This is a genomic window from Streptosporangium sp. NPDC053982, from assembly GCF_055585205.1.
The window spans coordinates 20,764-46,125 of record NZ_JBVJKQ010000005.1 but is presented as its reverse complement, the minus strand read 5'-3'; the positions used below and the strand labels follow the sequence as shown (position 1 = coordinate 46,125).

Sequence of the window (25,362 nt, the reverse complement as noted above, 5' to 3'; positions counted from 1 at the left end):
CTCCGTGTCACCGAGAAAGGCTGATCGATCGTGACCGAACGCGTACGCGTGGCCGTGCTGGCAGGTGGGCCGTCCGCCGAGCACGAGGTGTCGCTGCAGTCGGCGCAGGCCGTGCTCGACGCGCTGCCGAGGGAGCTGTACGAGCCCGTCGCCGTCATCATCGACCGGCAGGGCAGATGGCCGGTGGAACTGCGACGCGGTCTGGCGGACGTGGTCTTCCCCGCGCTGCACGGGCCGTTCGGTGAGGACGGCGTCGTCCAGGGACACCTGGAGACGCTGGGCATCCCGTACGTGGGCTGCGGCGTCCTGGCGTCGGCCGTGGCCATGAACAAGGTCGCGATGCGCCGGGCGTTCCTGGCTGAGGGCATTCCGGTCACCCCGTACGTGTGGTTCACCGACCACGAATGGCGCGCCACCACCGACCACCGGGGGCTTGTGAAGCCGCTCGACTGGCCGATGTACGTCAAACCGGCCGGTCTGGGCTCCTCCATCGGTGTCTCACGGGTCACCTCCGTGGACGAGCTGCGCGCGGGCGTGGAACTGGCCCTGACCTACGACCGGGAGGTCGTCGTCGAGCAGGGCGTGACCGCGCGCGAGATCATCTGCGGCGTGCTCGGCGGCCATGACGCGCCGGAGGCCTCGGTGCCCGGCGAGCTCATCGCGCCCGGTGACTGGCTCGACTACGAGGCCAAGTACCTCAGTTCGGCCGAGATCGCCGTCATCCCCGCCGCTCTGCCGGAACGGGTGGCCGAGGAGGTGCGTGAGCTGTCACTGCGCGCCTTCCGGGCGATCGGCGGCTACGGCCTGGCCCGTGCCGACTTCCTCTACGAGGAGGACACGGGACGGCTGTACGCACTGGAGATCAACACCATGCCCGGTTTCACCTCCCGTTCCGTCTACGCCAGGGCCTGGGCCGCCGGCGGCGTCCCGTACCCGGACCTGCTGCGCCGCCTCATCGACCTCGCGTTCGCCAGGAGCGCCGCCAGGAGCACTGCCGGAAGCACCACCGGAAGCGCCGCCAGGAGTGCCGCCGTCAGCACCACGGGGAGCGGCTCGTGATCCCCATGACGCTGAACGAGATCGCGCGGGTCGTCGGCGCGACGATGCACGACGTGCGCGACCCGGAGACGCCGGTGACCGCGCCCTCGGTGGTCGACTCCCGCGAGGTGGCGCCCGGCGGCCTGTTCGCCGCGACGGTCGGCGTCCGCGCCGACGGCCACGACCACGCGGCCGGCGCCGTCGCGGGCGGCGCCGTCGCCGTACTGGCCTCCAGGCCCGTCGGCGTGCCCGCCCTCGTGGTCGAGGACGTCCAGTTCGCGCTCGGCCTGCTGGCCAGGCACCTGCTCGGACGCATCAGCCCGACCGTGATCGGCCTGACGGGCTCCGTGGGCAAGACCACCACCAAGGACCTGCTGGCCCAGGTGCTCGAACGGCACGCCGCGACGGTCGCCACCGACAGGTCGTTCAACAACGAGCTCGGCCTGCCGCTCACCGTGCTGCGCGCCGACGCCGCCACCCGGTACCTCGTGCTGGAGATGGGCGCGGGCCGGAAGGGCGATCTGCGGTATCTGACCGGGATCGCACCGCCCCGGGTCGGACTGGTGCTCAACGTCGGCACCGCGCACGTGGAGCGGATGGGAGGCCGGATCGCCGACGTGGCCGAGGCCAAGGGCGAGCTGGTCGAGGCGCTTCCGGCGGACGGGTTCGCCCTGCTCAACGCCGACGACCCGTACGTCCTGGGCATGGCGGGCCGCACCAGGGCGCGGATCCTGCTGTACGGCAGGTCGCCGGAGGCGCCGGTGCGGGCCGAGGACGTGCGGATGCGCGACGGGGCGCGGACGGCGTTCGAGCTGGTGACGCCCTCCGGCCGCGCCCCGGTCGAGCTGGACCTCATGGGCGGGCACCAGGTGGGCAACGCCCTGGCCGCGGCCGCCGCCGCCACCGCACTCGGCCTGGACGCCGCCGGAATCGCCGACGGGCTGAGCTGCGCGCGGCGGCGCTCGGCGGGCCGGCTGGAGATCGTGGAACGGCCGGACGGCGTCACCGTCGTCGACGACGCCTACAACGCCAACCCCGAGTCCATGCGGGCCGGGCTGCGGGCGGTGAAGGCCCTGGCCGGCGCCCGCCGTACCGTCGCCGTACTCGGTGCGATGGGGCAGCAGGCGGACGCCTCCCGCGCCCGGCACGCGGAGATCGGCCGTCTCGTCGCCGACCTTCGCTTCGACGTGCTGATCGCGGTGGGAGCCGGGGATCCGCTCGCGATGGCCGAGGCGGCGGAGGCGGCGGACCGGGGCGTGACCGTCCACGCCGCCGAGGACGTGGCCGAGGCACTCAGGCTGGCCACCGCGCTTCTCGAACCGGGAGACGTGGTGTTCGTCAAGGCCTCCAGCGAGGTCGGGCTCGGTGCCTGCGCCCGCGCGCTGGCCGGCGCCTGACCGCCGGCGCGTCCCCGAGGACCGAGCGGGTCCGGAAAGTCCCTGCCGACGCACCGCCCGGCCGGTGGCGGCACCGTCACCACGGCCGGCACCGATCGGTGTGCCGGCGCAGACCAGCGAAACGGAGTTCCATGCGCGCCATCGGTCTCATCGGCGGATTGAGCTGGGAATCAACGGTGATCTACTACCAGGTCATCAACCGGCGGGTACGCGAACGGCTCGGCGGCAGCCATTCCGCCAACAGCCTCATCTGGTCGGTCGACTACACGACCGTCGAGGATCTCGTCTTCGCCGGCCGCTGGGACGAGGTGAGCACCCTGCTGGCCGACGCCGGCCGGAAGCTGGAGGATCTCGGCGCCGAGGTCCTGCTCGTCTGCAGCAACACCTTCAGCCGGGTGAGCGACGACGTGGCGCGGGCCGCGGGCGTGCCCGTGCTGCACATCGCCGACGCCGTGGGCGCGGAGGTCCGGGCCAGGGGGATGCGCAGGGTCGGTCTGCTGGGCACCCGCTTCACCATGGAGCAGCCCTTCTACCGGGACCGGCTGGCCGCCCACGGCTTCGACGTGGTCGTCCCGCGGCGTGAGCAGCGGGAGCTGGTCCATCGTGTGATCTTCGACGAGCTAGTGCGCGGGGTGCTCCGGGAGTCGTCCAGGGACGCGTACGCCCAGGTCGTCGCCGATCTCGCAGCCGACGGAGCCGAAGGCGTCATCCTCGGCTGCACGGAGATCGAGCTCCTGATCACCGAGAAGGACGCGACCGTGCCGCTGCTGCCGAGCGCCCGGCTGCACGCGGAGGCGGCGGCCGGCTTCGCGCTGGCCCGCTGACGCGCCCTCGCCGCGGTCGCCGCCGCCTGCCGTACGTTCCGCCCGGTCTCTCCGGCGCCACGGCGATCAGCCCGGAGCGGAGGACGGGTCGCCGCCGTCACCCAGAGGGCATTCGCGGGGGCCGGCGCCGCGCCCGGCGCCGACGACGGTGACCTGGGCGGGGCCTTCCGGCATCGTGGCGGCGACCGTGCACACGATCTGCGCGACGGCCGGTGCGGACAGCTCACCGGCCGGGACGGACGGGTTCACCGCCACGCGGCCGGCCGGCCCGATGGCCACCGAGAAGGGGACGGCTCCGGGCGGGACGGCGGTGGTGAACCCGCGCGTCCGTTCCGTCGGGGTGGGCCCGACGGCCAGCAACGCGAGCGTGTCCGCCTGGGACAGCCGGAGACCGGTCCGCGTCACCGCGCGGAGCCGGCCGTTCTTCACCAGGTAGAGGGTGATCTTCGTGGCCTGCGCGATGGTCGGCGCGACGGGTCCGCTCGGAGGGTCGCCGGCGGGGATGGCGTCGCTGGGCTGCACGCCGCAGCCGGTCACGGCGGCCAGCGACACGAGGCCCGCGGCGAGCGCGCGGCGGGCGGGTCCGGTTCTCACTCGGGGCCTCCGTCCGGTTCGTGTGCCCGGCGCGGCAGGTGCAGCGTGAAGACGGCGCCGCCGTCCGGGGCGTTGGCGACGGTGAGGTCGCCTCGGTGCAGGCGCGCGTTCTCCCGCGCGATGGCCAGGCCGAGGCCGCTGCCCTCGGACCTGGCCCGTGCCGCGCTGGCCTTGTAGAACCGGTCGAACACGTGCGGCAGCACCGCCTCGTCCAGCCCCGGCCCGTGGTCGCGGACCTCCAGGGAGATCCGGTGCGGGTCGGCGCGGAGCCGTATCGACACCGGCGGCTCACCGTGCCGCAGGGCGTTGCCGACGAGGTTGGCGAGGACGACGTCCACCCGGCGCGGGTCCAGCCGCGCCGTCACCCCGGTGGGAAGGTCGGTGCTCACCCGCTGCGACCAGCCCCGGACGCGCAGGGTCGCGCGCACCAGCTCGGCCATGTCGACCTCGTTCGGCGCGAGGGCCGCGACGCCGGAGTCGAACCTGCTGATCTCGATGAGGTCGTTCACCAGAACGGTGAGGTTGAGCGTCTCCTGGCTGACGAGCCTGGCGGCCCGGCCGGCGGGCTCGGGCAGCCGGGCCGCCTCCTCGTCCAGGACGTCGGCGACCGCGGTGAGCGCGGCCAGCGGGGTGCGCAGCTCGTGGGACACGTCGGCCACGAACCGGCGGGCCTCGGCCTCCATCTCGCGCAGCTGCCTGACGTGCCGTTCCAGCTCCGCGGCGGTGTCGTTGAACGTGCGCGCCACCTCCGCCAGCTCGTCGGAGCCGCGGACCGCGATCCTGGTCCGCAGCTCGCCCTCGCCCAGCAGACGCGCCGCCCGGCCGAGCTCGCGCACCGGGCGCAGCACGCCACGGGTGGCCAGCGACGCCAGGAGGACCGCGAACGCCAGGGCCGCCCCGCCGATGAGCCAGGCGCGTGTGGCGAGCTCGTCGATGCTCTGCTGTTCGGGAAGCAGGCTGCGCGCGACGTAGACCTCGATGCCGGACATCCGCGCCGCCCCGTCCCGCTCGGTGATCAGCAACGGCGTGCCGATGATCAGGAAGGGGGTGCCCCGCCACACCACGCGTTGCCAGGCGGTGTCGCCGCCGGCCACCACCCGCCGCAGTCCTCTGGGGATCACCCCGGGGTCCAGGACCGGCGGGCTCAGGCTCGGACGCCCCCGTCCCGGAGGCTGGGGCGGGCCCGGCGGCAACGGCGAGTGCGTCCCGCGGTAGACGGCGACCGCGCGCATGCCCTGGTCGGGGTCGGCCGCGGCCTCGGCGATCCCACCGAGCTCCTCCGGGCCCGGCGCCGCGCTCCGCAACGGGTAGAGCGCCTGCAGGCGGCCGGTCATCGCCTTCACCGCGGCGTCCTGGGTCCGCTCCAGGATGGCGATGCGGGCCTGGACGTAGCCGCCGCCGGCCACCGCCGTCGCGGTGACCACGCACAGCAGTGCGAAGGCGGACAGCAGCCGGGCGCGCAGCCCCAGGCTCGGCCGAGGCGTCACCGGCGGCTCACACCGGCCCGAACCGGTACCCGAACCCACGCACCGTCTGCACGTAGACGGGCGCCGCCGAGTCGTCCTCGATCTTCGCGCGCAGCCGCTGCACGCACGCGTCCACCAGACGCGAGTCGCCGAAGTAGTCGTGCTCCCACACCGACTCCAGCAGCTGCTGGCGGCTGTGCACCCGGCCCGGCGTGCCGGACAGTTCGAGCAGCAGGCGCAACTCGGTCGGGGCGAGGCCCACCGGCACGCCGCGGCGGGAGACCGTCAGCGCGGCCCGGTCGATGGTCAGGTCCCCGTGCCGCTCCAGCTCGGCCTGGTCCCGGCCGATCCGCCGGAGCACCGCGCGGATGCGCGCCTCCAGCACCCTGGGCTGCACCGGCTTGACCACGTAGTCGTCGGCGCCCGCCTCCAGCCCGGCCACCACGTCCATGTCGTCGCCGCGCGCGGTCAGCATGATGATCGGTGTCTCACCGATGGCCCGGATGCGGCGGCAGACCTCGAACCCGTCCATGCCGGGCAGCATCAGATCGAGCACGACGACGTCGGGAAGGTCCGCGCGCAGCCGCTCCATCCCCTGCTCGCCGGACTCCACCGCGCGCACCCGGTGCCCGTGCCGGCCCAGGGCCAGCTCGAGGCCCTCCCGCACGGCCGGATCGTCCTCGATCAGCAAAACCCGCGACACGCCGCCGAGCACCACAGCACGCTCCGTAACTCGCCCCCGGTCAACTCCGTCCACTGTCGGCCGGCCGTGTCCCCGCCTCGTCCGCGCCGTGTCATGGTCGTGTCACGGTCGCGCCGGCGGTGGCCGCCGTCGATGAACCATGACATACGGCGGACGACGCGCGCACATCAGGCGCCAATCGTAGTTCGGCATGAGCGAACCACGCATCCTCCCCCGGTCACGGGACCGGCTGTTCTCCGTGCTGCTGCCGGCGGCGGCCGTGTCCGCCGTCCTCGCCGCCACGGGCTGTACGGTCCACGGCGGCGCGCGGGGCAGGCCGTCACCGTCGTCGAGCTCCAGGCCGGCGCCGGCCACCGCGGCCCGGCCGCCGGCCCTGTCCCGCCCGCCCGCGCTGCCCTGGCCGTCGACAGGGCAGGCGGCGGTCGAGTTCACCGGGCGGGCGAACGGTCTCAGGGTGCACGGCGAGCAGCGGCCCGTGCCGATCGCGAGCCTCACCAAGGTGATGACCGCCCTGGTGATCCTCCGCGACCATCCGCTCGGCGTGAACGCCGCGGGGCCGTCCATCGAGGTCGACCGGCAGGCGGCGATCGAGGCGGGGAACCGGGACGAGTCGACGGTGCCGATCACCGCGGGCCAGGTCCTCACCGAGCGGCAGCTTCTCGAGCTGATGCTGATCCCCTCGGGGAACAACGCCGCGCGTCTGCTGGCCCGCTGGGACGCGGGCTCGGAGCGGGCCTTCGTCCGCAGGATGAACGCGGTCGCCGCCGAGCTGGGCATGAGGGACACCGTCTACACCGGGGCGAGCGGATACGAGTCCACCACGGTCAGCACGGCGGTGGACCAGCTCAGGCTGGCCAGGCAGGCCATGAGGAACCCGGTGCTGCGTGACATCGTCGCCACCGTCAGGACGACCGTACCGGGCGTCGCGGGTGAGATCGTCAACAGCAACAGGCTGCTCGGGCTGCGCGGGGTGGTCGGCATGAAGACCGGCACCAGCACGGCGGCGGGCGGAGCGCTGCTGTGGGCCGTCCGTCCCGCCTCCGGGGACCGCGACCGGCTGATCCTCGGGGTGGTCCTGCGCCAGGGCGGACCCGGGGACACGCTGGCGGAGAGGAAGGAGGCCGCGTTCGCCGCGAGCAGGAGACTGATCGCGGCGGCCCGGCGGCACGTGGATTCCGGAACGCCGGCTTCGTGAACGCCCCGGCCGTTCCCGTCGCACCGCGGGTCCCGGCCCCGCGCCCGCACAGCCACGGCCGGCGGTGCCGGTTCGGAGCCGAGGGCCTTTCAGGCTCCCGGGGGTGGGTCCGATGAGGGGTGTTCTCCCTGCGGGAGGGCCTCCCAGGTGGCGGTGATGTCGCGGGCGACATCACGCAGGAGGTCGATGAGCATGCCCGCGAGCGGGGTGAGGCCGGTGTCGGCTCTGGTCACGGCGTAGATCCGGCGGTAGGGCCTGGGGTGGGCCAGTTCGCGATGGGTGGTGCCCGGCGTACGGGTCAGGGCCAGGCGTGAGACCAGGGCCACCGCGATGCCCGTGCCGACGAGGGCCTGGGCGACGTCGTAGGACTCGGTCTCGAACCGCACGGCGGGGGTGAAGCCGGCCTCGCGGGCGGCGTCGTGGAACTGTTCGCGGGCGGCGTGGCCGGCCAGGATGGAGACCCACGATTCGTCGCGCAGTTGCTCCAGGCGGAGTTCGGTGCCGGCGGGTCGCCCGGTGGCCAGTGGGTGGTCATCGGGCAGGACCACGACCATCGGGTCCGACAGGAGCGGGTGGGCCCGCAGGTGCGGGGGCGGCGCGAGCGGCGCGCCCCAGGACGCGACGACGGCGAGGTCCAGGCGCCCCGCGCTGATCTCGTCCGCTCCGCGTCCGGACACCACGTCCACGACCGAGACGTCGGCGTCCGGGTGGCGGTGCCGCAGGGCGGTCAGGGCGGGTGGCAGCAGGTGCAGGGCGGCGGCCTGGAACGCCCCGATCCGCAGGCGGAGCGAGAGGTGGCCGAGCAGCGCGGCCATTTGCGCCTCGGCGCCGTCCGACGCCTCCTGCACGGTCCGGCCGTGGGAGGCGAGCAGCGCGCCGGCCGCGGTGAGCCTCGCTCCGCGAGGACCACGGATGACCAGGGGCACCTGCCAGTCGCGTTCGGCCTTGACCACCTGCTGGGTGACCGCCGCGGGCGTGAGGCGGAGCGCGTGGGCCGCCGCCGTCAGGGAGCCGTGCCGCTCGATCAACGCGAGAAGCCGCAGCTGTCCCGGATCCACCACCATTCACCGATCTTAACGCTGCACCCTTCTCTTTTAACTTCTCTTACGGGCGCGAGACAGGAAGCCTGGTGGTGCATCCACCGGCCGCCATCCCTGGAAGGGGCTCTTTTCCCATGCCCACACATGTGCCCGTTTTCATCCTCACCACCTTGCTGCTGGCGATGCTGCCGGGCGCGAGCCAGGCCCTGATGGTCCGGCAGGTCCTGGAGGGCGGGCGACGCACGGTCCGGGGCACGCTCGCGGGCAACGCAACCGGTTTCCTGCTGTGGTCCACGGCCGCCGCGGCCGGGCTGTCCGCCGTCCTGCTTGCCAGTCCCACCGCGTACGCGGCGCTCCGGATCGCGGGCGGCGTCGTGCTGATGATCCTCGGGGTGAAGACGATCCGGACCGCGCTCGCCACCGTCTCCGCCCGCCCGCCCCGTGAGGACGGGCGCCGTACCGGCTTCGCGGGCGGATATCTCACCGGCCTGATCACCAACCTCGGCAATCCCAAGGCGGGCGTGTTCGCCGTCTCGGTGCTGCCCCAGTTCGTGACCGCGGAAGGCCCGGTGTTCCTGTCGACCGTCGCCCTGGGAGCCCTGTGGGCGCTCGTCAGCGCCTCCTGGTACACGTTGCTCACCTGGGCCGTCGGCCGGGGGCGGGCCCTGGTGTCGCGACCGGCCGTCCTGCGGGGGCTCAGCGTGACCACCGGCGTCGTCCTGCTGGGGCTGGGCGCCGCGGTGATGGCGGGCGCCTGAGGGCCGTACGGCCCTGCGTTCCCGATCGTCTCACTGCTGTTTTGGGCCTTGTAGGAGCATCGGGGCGGAGTTAGCATCCGCCTAATTGTTAGTAAACTTTACTAAAAGAAAGGGCTTCTACATGCGCCGATGCCTCTCCGTTCTACTGGCCGCCGTCCTGGCGATCGCTTTCGCGGCCCTCGCCGCACCCGCCGGCGCCGCCGCCCGCCTCACCGCCGCCTTCACCCTGACCGGGACCCAGGGCAAGTTCGTGGTGAGCAACCCCGGCTCTGCCGCGGTCACCGGCTGGACGATCACCTTCGACCTGCCCGCCGGGGTCACCGTCAGCGGCGCCCAGAACGCCACCGCCTCCCAGACGGGAACGCGGGTCAAGCTGACCCCCGCCTTCTACATCAACACGGTGCGCGCCGGCGGCGACACCGAGCCCTACAGCCCCACGTTCACGCTCAGCGCCGCGGCCCGGCCCACGAGCTGCACGATCAACGGCGCGAACTGCGACGGCAGCGGTGACCCGCCTCCTCCTGACGCGCCCGTCACCGCGACCTACTCGGCCGACGGGACCCAGGGCAGGTTCGTGGTCAACAACAACACCGACGCCGCGCTCAACGGCTGGACGATCACCTTCGACCTGCCCGCCGGGGTCACCGCGGGCAACGCCCAGAACGGCTCGCTCAGCCAGAGCGGACGCCAGGTCACCCTGACCCCGGCCCACTACAACACGTCGGTGGCCGCGCACGGGTCCACCGAGCCCTACAGCCCCGCGTTCACGCTCAGCGCGTCCGCCGAACCGGCGAACTGCCGGATCAACGACGTGAGGTGCGACGGCTCGGCCGACACCCCGCCCGCCGCGCCGGGCAACCTGCGCTCACCGGTCAAGACCACCAAGACCGTGTCGCTGGAGTGGGACGCCGCGACCCCGGGCAGCCTGCCCATCGTCGGCTACCAGGTCTACAACGGCGCCGCCCTCGCCACGACCGTCACCGGGACGGCGGCGACCCTCACCGGCCTGACCTCGAACACCGAGTACACCTTCACCGTCAGGACCAAGGACCGCAAGGGGACCCTCTCCCCCGCCAGTGCCGCGCTGAAGGTGACGACCAACAACGCAGGCGACGACACCCGGCCGCCCACCGCGCCCACCGGCCTGCGCAGCACCGGCAAGAACTCGTCGAGCGTCTCCCTCGCGTGGAACGCCTCCACCGACGACAAGGGCGTCGCCGGATACGAGGTCTACACCGGGACGACCCTGGCCGCGACGGTGACCGGCACCTCGGCCACCGTGACCGGGCTGTCGCCGTCCACCGAGTACACCTTCACCGTCAGGGCCCGTGACCTGTACGACAACGTCTCGGCCGCCAGTGACGCGCTGAAGGTGAGCACCGACGACATCGTCGGCAGCGGCTACGCCAGAGTCGGCTACTTCGTGCAGTGGGGCATCTACGGCCGCCAGTACTTCGTGCGCAACCTCGACACGACCGGCGTCGCGGGCAGGCTGACCCACCTCAACTACGCCTTCGGCAACATCGACCCGGTGAACCTGACCTGCCTGCACGGCGTCACCAAGGGCACCACGGCCGACCCCCAGGATCCGAAACAGGGTGACGGCGCCGGTGACGCGGACGCCGACTACGGCAGGCCGATGAGCGCGGCCCAGTCGGTGGACGGCGTGGCCGACACCGGCTGGGAGAAGCTGCGCGGCAACTACAACCAGCTGCGCAAGCTCAAGGCGAAGTACCCGAACCTCAAGGTGCTGATCTCGCTCGGCGGCTGGACCTACTCCAAGTACTTCTCCGACGTGGCCGCCACCGACGCCTCCCGCAAGAAGTTCGTGAGCTCCTGCATCGACATGTACATCAAGGGGAACCTGCCGGTCTACAACGCCGCGGGCGGTCCGGGAAGCGCCGCCGGGATCTTCGACGGCATCGACCTGGACTGGGAGTGGCCGGGCGCGGAGGGCCACGCCGGCAACCACATCGGCGCCGACGACAAGGCGAACAACACGCTGCTGATCGCCGAGTTCCGCAGGCAGCTCGACGCCCTGACCCAGGAGACCGGCAAGCGTTACCAGCTGACCGCGTTCACCCCGGCCGACCCGGCGAAGGTGGCCGCCGGCTGGGACCTGCCCGAGGTCGCCAAGTCCCTGGACATCTTCAACGTGCAGGGCTACGACTTCCACGGCGCGGGGAGCGACAACTCCTGGGAGCCCAACCGCACCGGCCACCAGGGCAACCTGTACGCCGACACCGACGACCCCTACCCGTTCCACTTCAGCGTCGAGAACGCGGTCGACGTCTACCTCAAGGCCGGGGTGAACCCCCGCAAGATCACCATCGGCCTCGCCTACTACGGGCGCGGCTGGCAGGGTGTCGCCGACGGCGGGAAATCCGGCGAGTGGCAGCCGGCCACCGGCGCCGCTCCCGGGCAGTTCCAGGAGGAGGCGGGCACCCGGGGCTACGCCAACCTGCTGGCGAGTGTGCCGGGGTGCACCGTCAAGCACGACGAGCAGGCGGTCGCGACCTACTGCCACACCGGCAACGGCGGGCAGTGGTGGACCTTCGACGACACGTGGTCGATCGGGAAGAAGACCGCCTGGCTGCGGAGCAAGGGCCTGCTCGGCGTGATGATCTGGGAGATGTCCGGCGACCCCGGGGTCCTGACCGCCGCGGTGGACGCGGGCCTGAGGTGAACCGGAGACAGGGAATCCGCGAACCCGGGAGGTCGCGGAGCAGGGGACCTGGAAGGGAGAAAGGGACGCGGGAAGAAGCCGTGACACACGTGTGAGGTGAACCGCGGACGATCTCCCGGGCGGGCCGCCCCGGCTGTGCCGCCGGGGCGGCCCCAGGTCACAGCCGGCACAGGACGAGCCGGCGTCACGAACGGCGGCCGCCATGAATTCATTCCTTTAATTCGTCTGCTATTTATGTCGTGCTAGGTTCGGAGCGCCCGAATGCATTGAACAGTATGAATTCCTCCCCATTGGAGAAGCATGGAGTCGCTGGTCGTAGAGCGGGTCGACGTATTCGTCGTGGAATTGCCGTCCATCCGGTCGTTCAGCATTTCCGGAGGAAGCGTCACCACGGCGGGAAAGCCCGCCGAGCGGGTTCTCGTCAAGGTGACGGCCGGCGGGCGGACCGGCTGGGGGGAGGCGACGCCGACGCCCGCCTGGACCTACGAGACCGTGGAGTCGATCTCGACGACGATCGCCCGCTATCTCGCTCCCGCCCTGGTCGGACGACCCGCGTGGGACCTGGACGGTGCCTGCGCGGCCTACGAGAAGGTGATCAACCGCGGCCTGACGATCGGCTCCCCCATCGCCAAGTCCGCGCTCGACATCGCGCTGCACGACCTGCTCGGCCGGGCCCTCGGGGTCCCCGTCGGCGTGCTGTGGGGCCAGCGCCGCCTCGACCGGATCACGCTCGGCTGGATCGTGGCCGGCCAGACCCCCGGCGAGGTGCGGCAGGCGGTCGAGGAGGGGCGGGCGCAGGGCTACCACGCCTACAAGGTCAAGGTGGGCCTGCACGACGAGGCGACGGACGTCTCCGTCGTGGCGGCGGTCAGGGAGGCGGCCCCGGACGCGCCCATCTGGGTGGACGCGAACCAGGCGTACACCGTGGACGGCGCGCTGCGCATGGCGCGCAGGCTCGCCGACCTGGACGTGTCGGCGTTCGAGCAGCCGCTGCCCGCCAACGACCTCACCGGGCTGCGCAGACTGCGCGACCACAGCCCCCTGCCGGTGGCGCTGGACGAGAGCCTGCGCCACCCCTCCGACCTGGCCACGTTCGTGAAGCTCGACGCGATCGACATCGCCATCGCGAAAGTCCAGCGGTCGGGCGGCCTCACGCTCTCCCGCAGGCTGTGCCAGCTCGCCGAGGACGCGGGGCTGCGCGTCATGGGCTCGGGACTGACCGACACCGATCTCGGGTTCGCCGCCTCACTGCACCTGTTCGCCGCGTTCGGCGTGGACACCCCGGTCGATCTCAACGGGCGGCAGTTCGTCCGCTCGGCGTACGTCGGGGGGAGCACGGTGGAGGTCGTCGACGGCACGGCCCTGGTGCCCACCGGGCCGGGCCTCGGCGTCGAGGTGGACGAGGACGCGGTCCGCGCCCTCTCCACGGCGCACTGGAGCGCCTGACCGGCGGCGCACCGCGTCACACGCACCGCACCACGACCACGGCCCGGGGCCGGAGGACGCACTCCCCCGGCCCCGGGCCGCCGTTCACACGTGTTCAGCGCAGCCAGTCGTCCAGGCGGGCGGCGACGAAGTCGTCGTCCGACAGCCAGGGGTAGGCGGCGCGCACCCGGGCGATCTCCCCGGCCTGCCCCGGGGACAGCCCCTCCAACGGGTCGAGGCACCAGGTGCCGGCCAGGAGCCCCTGCCCGCGCAGCACCTCATGGACCCCGGCGATGCAGCCGCGGAAGCCTCCCGCCACGTCGAAGACGGCTCCGTTGGCGTCGGTGAGGTCGCCGGCGCGGCCCAGCAGGGAGCGGAGGACCTCGTCGTCGCCGGCCCAGGCCCGCCGTACCTCCTCGAACATGAGCACCGCCGCGCGGGTCCACACCGCCCACTGGCCGAGCAGCCCGCCGACGACTCGGCGCCCCGCGACGGGGGTGAGCAGATCGGCCAGGATGTTGTCGTCGTTGCCGGTGTAGAGCGCGATGTCGTCGCCGCGCCCCGACGCCGTCACGGCCCGGACCACGTCGACCGTACGGTAACGGTCGAAGGGCGCCATCTTGATCGCCGCCAGGGACTCCTGCTCGCTCAGCGAGCTCCAGAAGGACGGGCTGAGCCTGCGCCCGCCCACCGCCTCCTGGAGGTAGAAGCCGATGACGGGCAGCACCTCGCCCACGGCCCTGGCACGCTCCAGCAGCTCCGGCTCGCCGGCGCCGGGCACCTTGGGCGAGAGCAGTACGGCGTGGTAGCCCAGGGAGGCCGCGAGCTCCGCCTCGGCGACGGCCTGGGCGGTGTCGCCGCACGCGCCGGCGACCATGACGAAGGGCCGTTCCGCCTCCTTCGCCACCACGTCGGCGGAGATCTCCAGCACCGGCCGGAGCAGCCCCGCCTGGCGGATCTCGAACTGCGTCGTGTGCACCGCCACGGCCACGCCGCCCGCTCCCGAGGCGAGGTAGTAGCGGGTGAGCGCGCGCTGGCGGCGCTCGTCGAGGGTGCGCCCCCCGGTCAGCGCCAGCGGATGGGCGGGGATGACCGTTCCCGCCCTGAGCAGGTCGATCGACACCTCAGAACCTCCCGTCGCGGACTGCGAACTTCGTCGGTCTCCCGGACAGGGGCAGCCCGCGCGCCAGCCAGTCGGCCTGCCACGCGATCAGCGTGTCCAGCGGCACGTCCGGATAGCCGAACAGGCCGTGGCAGCGGGAGGCGTCGCTCAGCAGGGCGGTGCCGCTCTCGTCGCCGCCGAAGGCCGCCTCGACGCCGAGCGCGGCGGCGAGGCGGGTCGCCGTGCGCCGCACCGAGGCGGTCTCCGGGCCGGTCAGGTTGAGCGTGAACGCCTCCGGGGCGCGCGCGTGCCGCAGCGAGCGCAACGCGACCTCGTTGGCGTACCCCTGCCACACGACGTTGACGTGCCCGGTGGTGACGTCGACCGGCTCGCCCGCGGCCACCGTGGCCGCGATGTCGGCGATCACGCCGTAACGCAGGTCCACCGCGTAGTTGAGGCGCAGGATCGCGACCCGGGTGCCGTACACGGCGGCGGCGTGCTCGAAGATGCGCTCCCGGCCGAGGCAGCTCATCGCGTACTCGCCGACCGGTCCCGGCCGGTCGTCCTCAGCGCTGCCGCCGGAGGCCACGTCCACCAGCGGGTACACGTTGCCGGTGGAGAACGCCGTGATCGCCGAGTCGCGGTAGCGCCGGGCGACGGCGGCGGGCAGCGCCGCGTTGACCGCCCACGCCTGGTACGGCGCGGCCGACGTGCCGAACTTGGCCCCGACCATGAAGACGACGCTCGCCGCGTCGGGCAGCGCGGCGAGGTCGTCGCCGCCCATCAGGTCGTGGCGGACCACGTCGGCGCCCTCGTCCGCCAGGGCCCGCGCCGCCTCGTCGTCCGACCAGCGCGACACGGCGTACACGCGGGCGGAGTCCCGCCCCGCGGCGTCCAGCGCGCGCCGGGCCAGCCGGACCAGGCTCGGCCCCATCTTGCCTCCGGCGCCCAGCACGACGAGGTCGCCGTCCAGTTCGGCGGCGTCGGCGACCAGCGCGGCCGAGGGGGTGGCCAGCCGGTCCTCAAGCTCCCGCTCGGATGTGAACATGTCATGCTCCTTCGTCGTGCGGCCGCCGGTAGCGCACGCCCAGCCGGTCGAGGAGCGGCAGGTGGGCGGTCAGCCGCCGGGTGAAGTCGCCGATGTCCCGGCCGGAGGACCAGGCGGCTTCGGCGACGGCGCAGAGGCGGGGGAAGGCGTTGTAGTCGAAGCGTTCCCTCGTGGGGAGGTACTCGCCCCACAGCTGCGCCTGCGTGCCGAGGACGGCCTCGCCGGCGTCGAATCCGTAGACGGTCTCCAGCGGAAGCGGCCCGGCTATGCTGACCGGCTCACCGGGGGCGTCCGACTCGGCGTAGTCGAGATAGGTGTGCGTGTGGGGCGCGGCGACCACCTCGTGTCCCGCCCGCGACGCCGCCTCGATCCGGTCCGCGCCCCGCCAGGCCATGATCACCATGTCCTCGGGCGGGTCGTGGTCGAGCATGTCGTCCCAGGCCACCGCGCGGCGGCCGAGCCCGCGCAGGTGATCGGCGAGGAGCCGGCCCCACCAGCCGTGCAGGGCCGCGGGGCCGGCGAGCCCGGCGTCCGCAACCTTCCGCGCGGCCTCGGGGCTGGTGGCCCACTCGTCGCCTCGGACCTCGTCTCCGCCGATGTGGACGAACCGGGACGGGAAGACGTCGCTCAGCTCGTCGAGCACGTCGCGGGCGAACCCGGCGGCGCGGTCGCCCACGTTGAGCACGTGCGAGGAGATGCCCCACGAGGTCCGCACCTCGACGGGCCTCGCGGACGGGTGGCCGAGCCAGGGGCAGGCGGCGATCGCGGCCTGGGAGTGTCCGGGGAACTCGATCTCGGGGAGCACGGTCACACCGCGCGCCGCCGCGTGGTCGACCAGGTCGCGCAGCTCCCGCTGGGTGTAGAAGCCGCCGTGCGGGGTGCCGTCGGACCTGCCCTCCCGCGCGTGCCCGGCCGGGGACTCGGCGCGGTGGGCGCCGATCCCCGTGAGCCGCGGGTGCCCGTGCACCTCGAACCGCCAGCCCTGGTCGTCGGTGAGGTGCAGGTGCAGGACGTTGAACTTGTGCAGCGCCAGCAGGTCGACGTACGCGCGCAGGAAGGAGATCGGGCGCCACCAGCGGGCCACGTCGATCATGACGCCGCGCCACGCGTACCTGGGCACGTCGCGGACGGTGCCGCAGGGCACGCCGCCGGGGCCGTGCAGCTGGCGCAGCGTCTGGGCGCCCCAGCGCAGCCCGGCGGCGCCCGCCGCGGCGATCACGGCCTCCTCCGGGGTGACGGCGAGGACGTAGCCCTCCTCCCCGAGGGAGGGGTCGGTCACGAGGCGGAGGACGATCTCACCGGGGCCGTCGCCGTCCGCGTCCAGCCCGAGCAGGTCCCGCGCCGTCCCGGCGTGCGGGCCGCGCACCCGTGTGCCCCGGCCGAGTGGGAACCGCCCCTCCGCCGGATGCCACGAGCCGACCCGCGGGATCACCTGCAGGGTCGCGGGCGGGCTCACCGGGGAGGTCATCGCCCGAGCACCTCACGGAAGGCGGTGAGCGCCTCTCCGATGGGCGGCGCGTCGGGGTACCAGGCGCGTTCCCATTCGAGCGCGAGGTAGCCGGAGTAGCCGATGCGGCCGAGTTCGGCGAGCACGCCGGGCACCCCCACCGCGCCCCGGCCGGGCAGCACCGGCGCCAGTTCGGTGGGCGTCGCCGCGTCCTTGATCTGCACGTGCCTGAGGTACGGCGCCAGCGTGTCCGCGGTGGCGGCGGCGGTCTCCCCCGCGCGCCACGGGTTGACCACGTCCCACAGCGCCCCGATCCGTGGCGAGCCGACCCCGGCGAGGACCCCGGCGATCGCCTCGCCGGTGAGGAAGACGTCGTGGGTCTCCAGCAGCACGTCGACGCCGTTGTCCGGCAGTCGGTCGGCCACCTCCGCGAGTCTGCGGGTCGCGGCGGCCGCCGGACCGTCCTGCCCTTCGACCCCGCCGAAGACCCGCACGTACGGCGAGCCGAGCGCCTCGGCGATCTCGACGTGGCGCAGGACCTCGGCCACCGGGTCGCCGTCGGGCCGGGCCACGCGCGTGTAGGAGCAGACGGCGACGATCCCGACCCCGGCGGCGGCGAACGCGCGGGCGACCGCGCGCAGGTCGCCGGGGGACGTCTCCGGCGAGACGATCTCACCGTCGGCGCAGCGCAGTTCCACGGCGGCGCAGCCGTACCGGGAGGCGGTGGCGATCACCTCGTCGGCGGAGGCGCCCGGCATGCCGAGCGTGCTGAACGCGAGCGGGTTCACATCTGTCCCTTCACTGTGACGGTGGAACCGTGACGGGCGGATTCGTAGACGGCGAGGGCGACGTCCAGGACGGAGAGCGCGTACTCCGGGGTGACCTCGGGTGCGGTCCCCGCGGCGCAGGCCCGCGCGAAGTCGGTGAGCTGCGCGGCGAACGCCCTGGCCATCTCGCCGGGTTCGGGTGCGGCGACCTGGGTGGCGACGCCGCCGCGGAAGGACCAGACGCCCTCGCCGCGGCTGATCCGTACCGCGCCCTCGCCGCACACGATCTCGGCCTCGTCGGTGAACGGCAGGCCGGTGCCGGTGACGGAGATCGTCGAGCGGGCGCCGTCGGCGTGCCTGGCCAGGGCCACCGCCTCCGTTTCCACCGATCCGCCGGCGGACCCGGCGATGTGGCCGGTGACCTCGACGATCGGCGAACCGACGAGCATCTGGAGCTTGTCGATGCTGTGGGTGCCGACGTTGAGCACGATCCCGCCGCCGGCCATGTCGGCGTCGAGGAACCAGCGGGGCCGTGACGGGTCGGCGTAGTCGGCGGTGCGCCGTTCCGAGGCCACCACGACGTGACCGAGCTCGCCCGAGGCGAGGAAGGCCGCGGCGGTGCGCAGCGTCGGAACGAAGCGCAGGACGTGTCCGACCGCGCACACGACGCCGGCCGTACGGCATGCCTCGATCATGCGGACCGCGTCCCCGCGCGTGGTGGCGATGGGCTTCTCCACGAGCACGTGCAGCCCGGCCGCGGCGGCGTCCAGGGTGATCGGAGCGTGCAGGGCGTGCGGGACGGTGATCACGACGGCGTCGAGGCCGCCCGCGTCGATCATCGCCCGGTGGTCGGTGAAGACGCGGGAGCCGGCCTCCACGGCCAGCTTCTCCGCCGCCTCGGCCCGCACGTCGCACACCGCGGCGATCTTCACCTGCCCGGCGGTCCGGCGGGCGGCGGCCACGTGGAACTCCGCGATGGTGCCCGCGCCGATGACGCCCAGGCGCAGCCCGGATGTTGTGGTCACGATTTCCTTCCTCGAACGGATGAGGGTTTTCAGCCCTTGAGTCCCGCGGACATGGTTCCGCGGACGAAGTAACGCTGGGCCAGGACGAACACGACCAGCATCGGCAGCAGGCTCATCATCGCCGCGGCCGTGACGAGCTGGTCGTTCCCGACGAACTCCCCCTTGAGGCTCAGCACGCCGACCGGCAGCGTGTAGTTCTCGGGCGAGGTGAGGTAGATGGTGGGTTCCAGCACGGCCTTCCACGACGTGGTGAAGGTGAAGACCGCGAGCGTGGCCAGGGCGGGTTTGGCCAGCGGGAGGTGGACCCGCCAGAACACCTGCCAGGGGTTGGCCCCGTCGAGGCCCGCCGCCTCCTCGAAGTCCTTGGGGATGCCGAGGAACGTCTGCCGCATCAGGAAGATCCCGATGGGCGTGGCCAGCCAGTACGGCACGATGAGCGGCAGCAGGGTGTCCAGCCAGCCCAGCGAGCGGAACAGCAGGAAGTTCGGGACGATCGTGATGACGGTCGGCAGCATCATGGTCCCGAGGGCCAGGGTGAGCAGCGTCTGCTTGCCAGGCAGGCGCATCCTGGCCAGGGCGTGCCCGACCATGGCGCTGGTGAGGACGTTGCCGGCGACGGCGAGGACCGCGATCACGAGGCTGTTGACGAGGTAGAGCCCGAACGGGGTACGCCGCCACACCTCCGCGTAGTTGTCCCACTGGAACGGGTCGGGGATCCACGTCGGCGGGACCTGGATGTACTGCGCGAAGCTCTTGAGCGAGTTTCCGAGGGCCGCCACGAACGGCAGCAGCATGACCGCGGCGCCCGCGAGCACCAGCGCGTAGGAAACGGTCTTACGCATAGTGAACCCATCTGCGCTGGAGCCGGAACTGCACCATGGTGAGCGCGAGCACCAGCACGAACAGCACCCACGCGATGGCCGAGGCGTAGCCCATCTGGAAGAACTGGAAGCCCTGCCGGTAGAGGTAGAGCACGGTCAGCTCGCTCGCGCCGTGCGGGCCGCCGTCGGTCATCACGAAGACCTGCTCGAAGGACTGCAGGGTCTCGATGGAGGTGAGCACCAGCACCAGGAACGTGGTGCCGGAGATGCCCGGCAGGGTGATGTACCGGAACCGGTTCCAGGCCGACGCACCGTCGATCTTCGCGGCCTCGTAGCGGTCCTCGGGGATGGCCTGCAGGCCCGCGAGGAAGAGCACCGTCATGTAGCCGACGCCCTTCCACACCGCGACCGCCGCGAGCGTGGGGATCACCAGCGCGGGGTCCTGCAGCCAGTTCTCGGCGGGCAGCCCGAACAGGCCGAGCACCTGGTTGGCGATGCCCGTCTGCGGGTTGAAGACCGCGTCGGCGACGTACGCGACGACGACCCACGAGGAGACGACCGGGACGAAGTAGGCCGCGCGGAACAGGGCCATGCCGCGCAGCCGCTGGTTGAGCGCGATCGCCAGGGCCAGGGCCAGGGCCGTCTGGGTCGGCACGAACAGCACGGCGAAGTACGCGGTGTTGCCGAGCGTCCGCCAGAAGACCGGGTCGCCGAAGAGCCGGGTGAAGTTGTCGAACCCGGCGAACCGTGGCGGGGCCATCAGGTCGTAGTCGGTCATGCTGAAGAACAGCGAGGCCAGCAGCGGCCAGGCGGCCAGCGCGACCAGGTGGAGGATGTAGGGCGAGGCGAAGGCGAACGCCCAGATCCGCTCGCCGGCGTGCCGTCGCCGGGCGGGTGGCCGCTGTTCGGCGGCCACCTTCCCGGTCCCTCTGGTGAGCACCGTCACTGGGTCTGCCCCGCGTAGAAGCGGTCGATGACCTCCTGGGACTCCTTCTGCCCCGTCTGGAGCGCGGTGGCGACGGGCGTGGTGCCCGACAGCGCCTCGTTCATCCGCTTGGCGAGGGCCTCGGTGTACTCCGACCACACGGCGTTGGTGCCGAGGTCGGTGGCCGCGTCGAGCGATTCGAGGAACACCTTGCCGCGGTCGGCGGGCAGGGCCGTGGTGGCGACCTTCTTGTTGATCGGGATCGCCTCGCCGAGCTCGGCCCACTTGCGCTGCGGGCCCTCACCGGAGAAGAAGGTGATCCACTTCCACGCCGCGTCGGCCTGCGCCTGCGAGGCCGCCTTGCTGACCACCCAGGAGTTGACGATCGCGACGTTGCCGCGGCCGGCCGGGCCCTTCGGCAGCGGCGCCACCCCGAAGTCGACGCCCGCGCTCACCGCGGGCAGGGTGCGGGCGTAGATCCCGTACGACATGGCGACCCGGCCGGTGGCGAACAACGTGTGGACGACGCCCTTGCCCATGGCCTCGGTGGTCACGTAGTCGGGGGCGAAGCCGTCCTTGCCCATCGCGCCGAGCATCCAGTCGAGCGCGGCCGTGGACTGCGGGCTGTCGACGACCACCTTGCGGTTGCCGTCGGTGACGATATCACCGCCGAACGCCTTGATGACGGGCCACCAGCTCTCGGTGAAGCCCGGCGAGTACGCGCGGAAGCCGTAGGTGTCGGGTTTGCCGTCGCCGTTGGTGTCCTTGGTGAGCTTCTTGGCCGCCGCGGCGAGGTCGTCGTAGGTCCACTCGGCCGTCGGCTCGGCGACCTCGGCCTCGGCGAACAGTTTCTTGTTGTAGAAGAGCACCGGGGTCTGGGCGCCCTGGGGGAAACCGTGGATCCGGCCCTGAGCGTCCTGGTTCAGCTCGATGCCGGAGTAGTCGGCGGCGTTGACGGTCTTGACCCGGTCGGTCAGGTCGGCGAGGGCGCCCCGCGCGGCGAACTCCTGCACGAGCACGCCGTCGGACAGCCACACCTGCGGCGCCTGGCCGCCGGCGATCTGGGTCCGGAGCCGCTCGAAGAACTTGACGTAGGGGGCGACCTCGAGCTGCACCTTGATCGACGGGTTGGCGGCCGTGAACTCCTTGACGAGTTCCCGCATGGTCGTGTCGGCCTTGTCTCCGGCGGCGGCGTAGAAGCCGAGCTTCAGGGTGACCGCTCCGGAGTCGTCTGCCGAGCCGCCGCATGACGCCGTGCCGGCCATGGTGAGGACGGCCGCCGCGGCGGCGGCGAGCGTGCGCACTCTCATTGGGACCTCCAACAGGAACAAAGGGGGGAAGGGGGTGAGGGTGACGGCCGCGTCACATCGGGACGCGGACCTCGACGAGGCTCCCGGAGGCGGCTCCGCAGGAGGCCCGTACGGCCAGGCGGGGTTGCAGGACGACCCGGCAGACCGGGGCGACGGGACCGAGTTCGATCCGGCGGAGCAGCAGTTCGGTCGCCATGCGGCCCACCTCGGCCTTGGGAGGCGACACCGCGGTGAGCGGCACCTCGGACAGATCGGCGACCTCGTCGTCGTAGGCGACCACGGCGATGTCGTCGGGAACGGTGAGGCCGACCCGGCGCAGGTAGGGCAGGAGCGTGGTCGCCTCGCGGTCGCCGAGGCACACCACCGCGCGGACCTTCTCCGTGACCAGCGAGTTGGCGTACGCGAGCATGTCGGTCCCCGTCCAGACGGGCTGCCTGGCCACGGCCTCCGGGATCTCCGGAAGCCCCAGGTCGGCGACGGCCTGGCGGTATCCCGCGAAGACCTGCTCCGAGCTGGCGGTGCCGAGCCGGCCGAGGTAGCCGATCCGGCTCCGGCCGAGCCGGCTGAGGTGCTGGACCGCGGCGTAGCCGCCGCCGTGCACGTCGGTGCAGACGTACGAGGTCGGGTCGGCCGGGCGGGGGTCGGACGGCCGCCGCTCCACCAGCACGTACGGCACCGGCAGTTCGCGCAGACGGGCCAGGTGCGCGTCGGGGTCGGCCACGAGGTGCAGGTTGGGCACCAGCAGCAGACCGGCGACTCCGACGTCGATGAGCTGCTGGATCTGCGCCGGCTCGACGTCGGGGTCGTAGTCGGAGCACGCGAGCACGAGTCGTACTCCGGCGGCGTTGGCCGCCCGCTCGATGCCCTGGACGACCTGGGGGAAGTAGTAGGTGTTCGACGGGACGAGCACGCCGATGAGACGTGGCCTGGCCCCGGCGGTGACGGAGGTCGCCACGAATGTGCCCGATCCCTGGCGGCGGCGGACGAGCCCCTCCTCGACCAGGAGGTCGACCGCGCGGCGCACGGTGTTCACCCCGACCGCGTAGGTCTGCGCCAGCTCGGCCTCGGTCGGCAGTCTGCCGCCGACGGGCCAGCGGCCCTGCACGATCTCCTGCCGCAGGCGCGCCGCGAGGGTGCGGAATCGTCTTCCCCTGGGGAGGGAATTCATTCCATCAGGTGGCTCCATAACGGGATTCTTCTCGTCAAACAGGGGCAATGTCAATGCTAATTCATCCCCTTTTTTACCTCTAAAAGGGGATGAATTCATTCCTTTAGGGATGACGAAAGGGCCGCCTCCGACGGGAGACGGCCCTTCGGCGGGGCGGGCGTCACCAGCGGGCGGTGACGTCCCTGCCCCGGTCGTAGGCGCCGGCCCAGTAGTGGCCGGCGGCGGTCAGCCGGTGACCGGCGAAGCCGACCTCGCCGGTCGGCTGCTTCAGCGCCTCCGACGTCGCGGTGGCCCAGCCGTCGGCGTCCGCGGTCACCGTCACGTAGCGCCCGGCGGAGAAGGTGAACCGCCCGCGCACCGTGGCGGCCACCGGCCGCCCGGTCTCCTCGTCCACGACCCGCAGTCTCACCCGCGCCGCACCGCCCTCCAGGGTGACGGTCATCGACTCCACGACCATGGGACGCAGGTCGGTGGCGCCGGTCGTCACGGTGACCGGGTCGGACGCGGGACCGCGGTGTCCGGCCACGTCCACGGGCACGATCCGGTAGTGGTAGGCGGTGCCGGGCAGCAGCCCGGTGTCGGTGTGGGTGAGGCCGCGCGCCCTGCCGGCGAGCGTCCCGGGGCCGGGCGTGAAACCCGGCTCCGCCGACCGGTGCACCTCGTAGAAGTCGACCTCGGTGTCGTCGCGCGCCCGCCCGTAGGTCAGGTCGACCGTGGCGTGGTCGAAGGCGACGGCCTTCGGCGGCGACCCGACGCCCGTGGGCGGCCCGGAGTCGGCGGGCGGCGCGGGCCATCGCGCCGAGGGGCCCCAGATCGTGGGCAGTTCCCGGTAGGAGTCGTAGTGGTGCAGCGCCACCCCGGCGAAGGCGGGGTCGCCGGAGAACGCCCGGTAGACCTTCGCCAGTTCCGCCTCCAGCGCGTCCCTGCCCTCCTCGCGGAAGGTGATGCTGGACGGGTCGCCGCTGGTCGCGATGTCCAGCGTCTCCACCCCCACCACCACGGACAGCGGCTTGCCGATCCGCCCGGCGTAGGCGATCTCACCGGCGGCCTGCGCGATGATGCCGACGCCGCCGTCCGCCTGGTCGCGGTAGTCCATGATCGCGATGTAGTCGCTGATGTCCTGGACGTGCTCGGACATGGCGCGGACGGTCCCGCCGTACGGGATGTCCGTGCAGCAGGCGGAGGTGTCCAGCCAGCGGGGTACGGCGGGGCCGAACAGCAGGGGCTGCCCGGAGGCGTCCCGGCGCGCGATCATCGCGCGGAGGGTGTCCAGCCACTGGATCTGCACGTCGGGCTTGGCGCTGTTGAACCAGGGCAGGCTGTACGGCTCGATGTCGACGTTGATCCCGTCGAACCGCTCGGCCGGCTTCGAGGAGAGGTTGTAGTCGAGGACCCGTTCCATCTCCCCGACGGCGCGGTCGCGGTATCGGGAGAGCGCGCCGAGGTAGGGCGGGCGCGTCCCGCCCGCCACCGTGGCGTGCACCTTCATCTTCCGGCGGTGCGCCCAGGCCACGAGATCGCGCAGTCCGGGACGCGCGTCCTCGATCATGTCGCGTCCCGCGTACGTGTCCACGCCCAGGTACATCGTCGAGCCGGGCGGGAGAACGGTCTCCAGCAGGCGGCGCGACCCGGGGTTGAGCACGAGGTTGTAGGACGCCTTCTCCCAGATCCACATCGCCCGGTCCTGGCGGTGCGGCACCGGGCGTTCCTTCTTCGCCGCGCCGAACGCCACGTACCTGCTGGCCGACCTGGAGACGTGGCCGCGCGCGTCGACCGCCTCCGCCTCCAGGCTCGCCATGACGTCGCCGTGCTCCGCCGGCTTGACCAGCGCGACGTACCGTCCCCCGGCGCCGGCGGCACGCCGCCAGGGGCCGCCGTTGACCCGGACCCGCACCGAACGCACGTCCGCCCCGGCGACGTCGACCCGCACCGGCGTGGGCCGGGTGAGCCGCGCCCCGTCGGCGGGCTCTGCGATCGACACCTCGGGCGCCCTGGCCCGCGGGTCGTCCACCCGCAGGGTGAGCGGCTCCGACCACGTGCCGTACCGCGTCTCCGCAGCCGTCGCCTTGGCGTAGACCTCGATCTCACCGTCCATCGCGCCGGTGTCCAGGTCGTACGACCATGTCCCGCTGTCGTCGGCGTCCGGGTCGCTCACCCGGGCGCGCTCGATCCGCTCGCCGTTCACCACGACGGACACGTCGTACGCCCCGGTGAAGCGCCCGGCGAGCCGTACGACGCCGGGGGCGGCCTCGGAGGAGTCGATCACCACCGACGGCGGGTCCGCCGCGCGGGCGGCGGCCGGGGCCGCCGTGACGATCGGCACGGCCGTCATGGCGAGCATGAGCGCGCCGGCGATCCTGGGCAGCCCCGCGTGCCCGCCCCTTCCTCTCCTTACGGGGAACGGTTTCCCGTTTCCGTCCGCCGGGGTGGGAGACGGACGGGATCTGCCCGCTTCGAACACGGGGACCGGATCGGGGAAGCGTTTCCCCCACCGGGTGAACCCGGCGGACCGCTTGCTGGCTCTGATGGAAGCCACCTCCAATAGGAATGAATTAACACCGGGTCACGAAATATCCGGACAGTGGATCCGTAAGATGGCGAAACAATAGCCCTCAAACAAGAG

Annotated in this window: 21 protein-coding genes; 7 read left to right on the top strand and 14 right to left on the bottom strand. The window is 72.6% G+C overall.

The window, feature by feature from the left end; genetic code table 11:
- Positions 1-30: 30 nt before the first annotated feature.
- The 3 genes from ACZ6W9_RS09735 (at position 31) to ACZ6W9_RS09725 (ending at position 3,259) form a co-directional block, all read left to right on the top strand.
- A complete protein-coding gene (locus ACZ6W9_RS09735) occupies positions 31-1,059 on the top strand; it encodes a D-alanine--D-alanine ligase family protein (protein WP_389968804.1) in 1,029 nt (342 codons plus the stop codon).
- Positions 1,060-1,064: 5 nt separating this feature from the next.
- Positions 1,065-2,435 carry a UDP-N-acetylmuramoyl-tripeptide--D-alanyl-D-alanine ligase gene (locus ACZ6W9_RS09730; protein ID WP_389968921.1) on the top strand — a complete coding sequence of 457 codons (1,371 nt, stop codon included), beginning with the start codon at positions 1,065-1,067 and terminating at the stop codon, positions 2,433-2,435.
- Positions 2,436-2,566: 131 nt separating this feature from the next.
- Positions 2,567-3,259 (top strand): aspartate/glutamate racemase family protein, encoded by a 693-nt coding sequence (locus ACZ6W9_RS09725; RefSeq protein ID WP_389968806.1) that lies wholly within the window; start codon positions 2,567-2,569, stop codon positions 3,257-3,259.
- 66 nt (positions 3,260-3,325) lie between these two features.
- Here the strand turns inward: ACZ6W9_RS09725 and ACZ6W9_RS09720 are convergent, their stop codons facing one another.
- Genes ACZ6W9_RS09720 through ACZ6W9_RS09710 form a run of 3 tightly spaced genes read right to left on the bottom strand, consistent with a single transcriptional unit; the run spans position 3,326 to position 6,022 of the window.
- A complete protein-coding gene (locus ACZ6W9_RS09720; protein WP_470117240.1) occupies positions 3,326-3,853 on the bottom strand; it encodes a hypothetical protein in 528 nt (175 codons plus the stop codon).
- Positions 3,850-5,340, bottom strand: coding sequence for an ATP-binding protein (locus ACZ6W9_RS09715; protein WP_470117238.1), 1,491 nt, complete (start codon positions 5,338-5,340; stop codon positions 3,850-3,852). The genes ACZ6W9_RS09720 and ACZ6W9_RS09715 overlap by 4 nt, the downstream gene beginning before the upstream one ends.
- Positions 5,341-5,347: 7 nt before the next feature.
- Positions 5,348-6,022, bottom strand: a complete 675-nt coding sequence (locus tag ACZ6W9_RS09710) for a response regulator (protein ID WP_389968923.1) — start codon at positions 6,020-6,022, stop codon at positions 5,348-5,350.
- A gap of 190 nt (positions 6,023-6,212) precedes the next feature.
- Between ACZ6W9_RS09710 and ACZ6W9_RS09705 the strand changes: the two genes are divergently transcribed.
- A complete protein-coding gene (locus ACZ6W9_RS09705; protein WP_389968812.1) occupies positions 6,213-7,217 on the top strand; it encodes a D-alanyl-D-alanine carboxypeptidase family protein in 1,005 nt (334 codons plus the stop codon).
- A gap of 89 nt (positions 7,218-7,306) precedes the next feature.
- Here the strand turns inward: ACZ6W9_RS09705 and ACZ6W9_RS09700 are convergent, their stop codons facing one another.
- Positions 7,307-8,281 (bottom strand): LysR family transcriptional regulator, encoded by a 975-nt coding sequence (locus tag ACZ6W9_RS09700; RefSeq protein ID WP_470117236.1) that lies wholly within the window; start codon positions 8,279-8,281, stop codon positions 7,307-7,309.
- 122 nt (positions 8,282-8,403) lie between these two features.
- Between ACZ6W9_RS09700 and ACZ6W9_RS09695 the strand changes: the two genes are divergently transcribed.
- The 3 genes from ACZ6W9_RS09695 to ACZ6W9_RS09685 all read left to right on the top strand — a co-directional run bounded on the left by ACZ6W9_RS09695 (position 8,404) and on the right by ACZ6W9_RS09685 (position 13,147).
- Complete coding sequence (locus ACZ6W9_RS09695) at positions 8,404-9,015, top strand: LysE family translocator (RefSeq protein WP_389968816.1); 612 nt, start codon at positions 8,404-8,406, stop codon at positions 9,013-9,015.
- A 121-nt stretch (positions 9,016-9,136) separates the two neighbouring features.
- On the top strand, positions 9,137-11,701 hold the full coding sequence (locus ACZ6W9_RS09690) for a glycosyl hydrolase family 18 protein (RefSeq protein ID WP_470117234.1): 2,565 nt from the start codon (positions 9,137-9,139) through the stop codon (positions 11,699-11,701).
- Between the two features lie 300 nt (positions 11,702-12,001).
- Positions 12,002-13,147, top strand: a complete 1,146-nt coding sequence (locus ACZ6W9_RS09685; protein ID WP_389968820.1) for a mandelate racemase/muconate lactonizing enzyme family protein — start codon at positions 12,002-12,004, stop codon at positions 13,145-13,147.
- A gap of 94 nt (positions 13,148-13,241) precedes the next feature.
- Here ACZ6W9_RS09685 and ACZ6W9_RS09680 read toward each other — a convergent pair whose 3' ends face one another.
- The 10 genes from ACZ6W9_RS09680 to ACZ6W9_RS09635 all read right to left on the bottom strand — a co-directional run bounded on the left by ACZ6W9_RS09680 (position 13,242) and on the right by ACZ6W9_RS09635 (position 25,080).
- Complete coding sequence (locus tag ACZ6W9_RS09680; protein ID WP_389968822.1) at positions 13,242-14,249, bottom strand: dihydrodipicolinate synthase family protein; 1,008 nt, start codon at positions 14,247-14,249, stop codon at positions 13,242-13,244.
- Position 14,250: 1 nt separating this feature from the next.
- Positions 14,251-15,276, bottom strand: coding sequence for an NAD-dependent epimerase/dehydratase family protein (locus ACZ6W9_RS09675; protein ID WP_389968824.1), 1,026 nt, complete (start codon positions 15,274-15,276; stop codon positions 14,251-14,253).
- 1 nt (position 15,277) lies between these two features.
- Entirely contained in the window at positions 15,278-16,744 is a 1,467-nt protein-coding gene (locus tag ACZ6W9_RS09670) for a beta-N-acetylhexosaminidase (protein WP_470117231.1), read from the bottom strand.
- Entirely contained in the window at positions 16,741-17,511 is a 771-nt protein-coding gene (locus tag ACZ6W9_RS09665; protein WP_389968828.1) for a sugar phosphate isomerase/epimerase family protein, read from the bottom strand. Before ACZ6W9_RS09665 ends, ACZ6W9_RS09670 begins: the two co-directional genes overlap by 4 nt.
- A complete protein-coding gene (locus ACZ6W9_RS09660; RefSeq protein ID WP_389968830.1) occupies positions 17,508-18,515 on the bottom strand; it encodes a Gfo/Idh/MocA family protein in 1,008 nt (335 codons plus the stop codon). Before ACZ6W9_RS09660 ends, ACZ6W9_RS09665 begins: the two co-directional genes overlap by 4 nt.
- Before the next feature lie 29 nt (positions 18,516-18,544).
- On the bottom strand, positions 18,545-19,357 hold the full coding sequence (locus ACZ6W9_RS09655) for a carbohydrate ABC transporter permease (RefSeq protein ID WP_389968832.1): 813 nt from the start codon (positions 19,355-19,357) through the stop codon (positions 18,545-18,547).
- A complete protein-coding gene (locus ACZ6W9_RS09650; protein WP_389968834.1) occupies positions 19,350-20,276 on the bottom strand; it encodes a carbohydrate ABC transporter permease in 927 nt (308 codons plus the stop codon). The genes ACZ6W9_RS09655 and ACZ6W9_RS09650 overlap by 8 nt, the downstream gene beginning before the upstream one ends.
- Before the next feature lie 2 nt (positions 20,277-20,278).
- On the bottom strand, positions 20,279-21,571 hold the full coding sequence (locus tag ACZ6W9_RS09645; RefSeq protein ID WP_389968836.1) for an extracellular solute-binding protein: 1,293 nt from the start codon (positions 21,569-21,571) through the stop codon (positions 20,279-20,281).
- Between the two features lie 52 nt (positions 21,572-21,623).
- Positions 21,624-22,739, bottom strand: coding sequence for a GntR family transcriptional regulator (locus ACZ6W9_RS09640; protein WP_389968838.1), 1,116 nt, complete (start codon positions 22,737-22,739; stop codon positions 21,624-21,626).
- Positions 22,740-22,899: 160 nt separating this feature from the next.
- Positions 22,900-25,080 carry a glycoside hydrolase family 18 protein gene (locus tag ACZ6W9_RS09635; RefSeq protein WP_470117227.1) on the bottom strand — a complete coding sequence of 727 codons (2,181 nt, stop codon included), beginning with the start codon at positions 25,078-25,080 and terminating at the stop codon, positions 22,900-22,902.
- Between the last annotated feature and the right edge of the window lie 282 nt (positions 25,081-25,362).

Excerpts from the sequence above, each read along its gene's own strand:
- ACZ6W9_RS09635 (WP_470117227.1), bottom strand. The coding sequence starts at position 25,080 with ATGCTCGCCATGACGGCCGTGCCGATCGTCACGGCGGCCCCGGCCGCC.
- ACZ6W9_RS09700 (WP_470117236.1), bottom strand. The coding sequence starts at position 8,281 with ATGGTGGTGGATCCGGGACAGCTGCGGCTTCTCGCGTTGATCGAGCGG.
- ACZ6W9_RS09705 (WP_389968812.1), top strand. The coding sequence starts at position 6,213 with ATGAGCGAACCACGCATCCTCCCCCGGTCACGGGACCGGCTGTTCTCC.
- ACZ6W9_RS09685 (WP_389968820.1), top strand. The coding sequence starts at position 12,002 with ATGGAGTCGCTGGTCGTAGAGCGGGTCGACGTATTCGTCGTGGAATTG.
- ACZ6W9_RS09690 (WP_470117234.1), top strand. The coding sequence starts at position 9,137 with ATGCGCCGATGCCTCTCCGTTCTACTGGCCGCCGTCCTGGCGATCGCT.
- ACZ6W9_RS09725 (WP_389968806.1), top strand. The coding sequence starts at position 2,567 with ATGCGCGCCATCGGTCTCATCGGCGGATTGAGCTGGGAATCAACGGTG.
- ACZ6W9_RS09640 (WP_389968838.1), bottom strand. The coding sequence starts at position 22,739 with ATGAATTCCCTCCCCAGGGGAAGACGATTCCGCACCCTCGCGGCGCGC.
- ACZ6W9_RS09655 (WP_389968832.1), bottom strand. The coding sequence starts at position 19,357 with ATGCGTAAGACCGTTTCCTACGCGCTGGTGCTCGCGGGCGCCGCGGTC.
- ACZ6W9_RS09645 (WP_389968836.1), bottom strand. The coding sequence starts at position 21,571 with ATGAGAGTGCGCACGCTCGCCGCCGCCGCGGCGGCCGTCCTCACCATG.
- ACZ6W9_RS09730 (WP_389968921.1), top strand. The coding sequence starts at position 1,065 with ATGACGCTGAACGAGATCGCGCGGGTCGTCGGCGCGACGATGCACGAC.
- ACZ6W9_RS09670 (WP_470117231.1), bottom strand. The coding sequence starts at position 16,744 with ATGACCTCCCCGGTGAGCCCGCCCGCGACCCTGCAGGTGATCCCGCGG.
- ACZ6W9_RS09675 (WP_389968824.1), bottom strand. The coding sequence starts at position 15,276 with ATGTTCACATCCGAGCGGGAGCTTGAGGACCGGCTGGCCACCCCCTCG.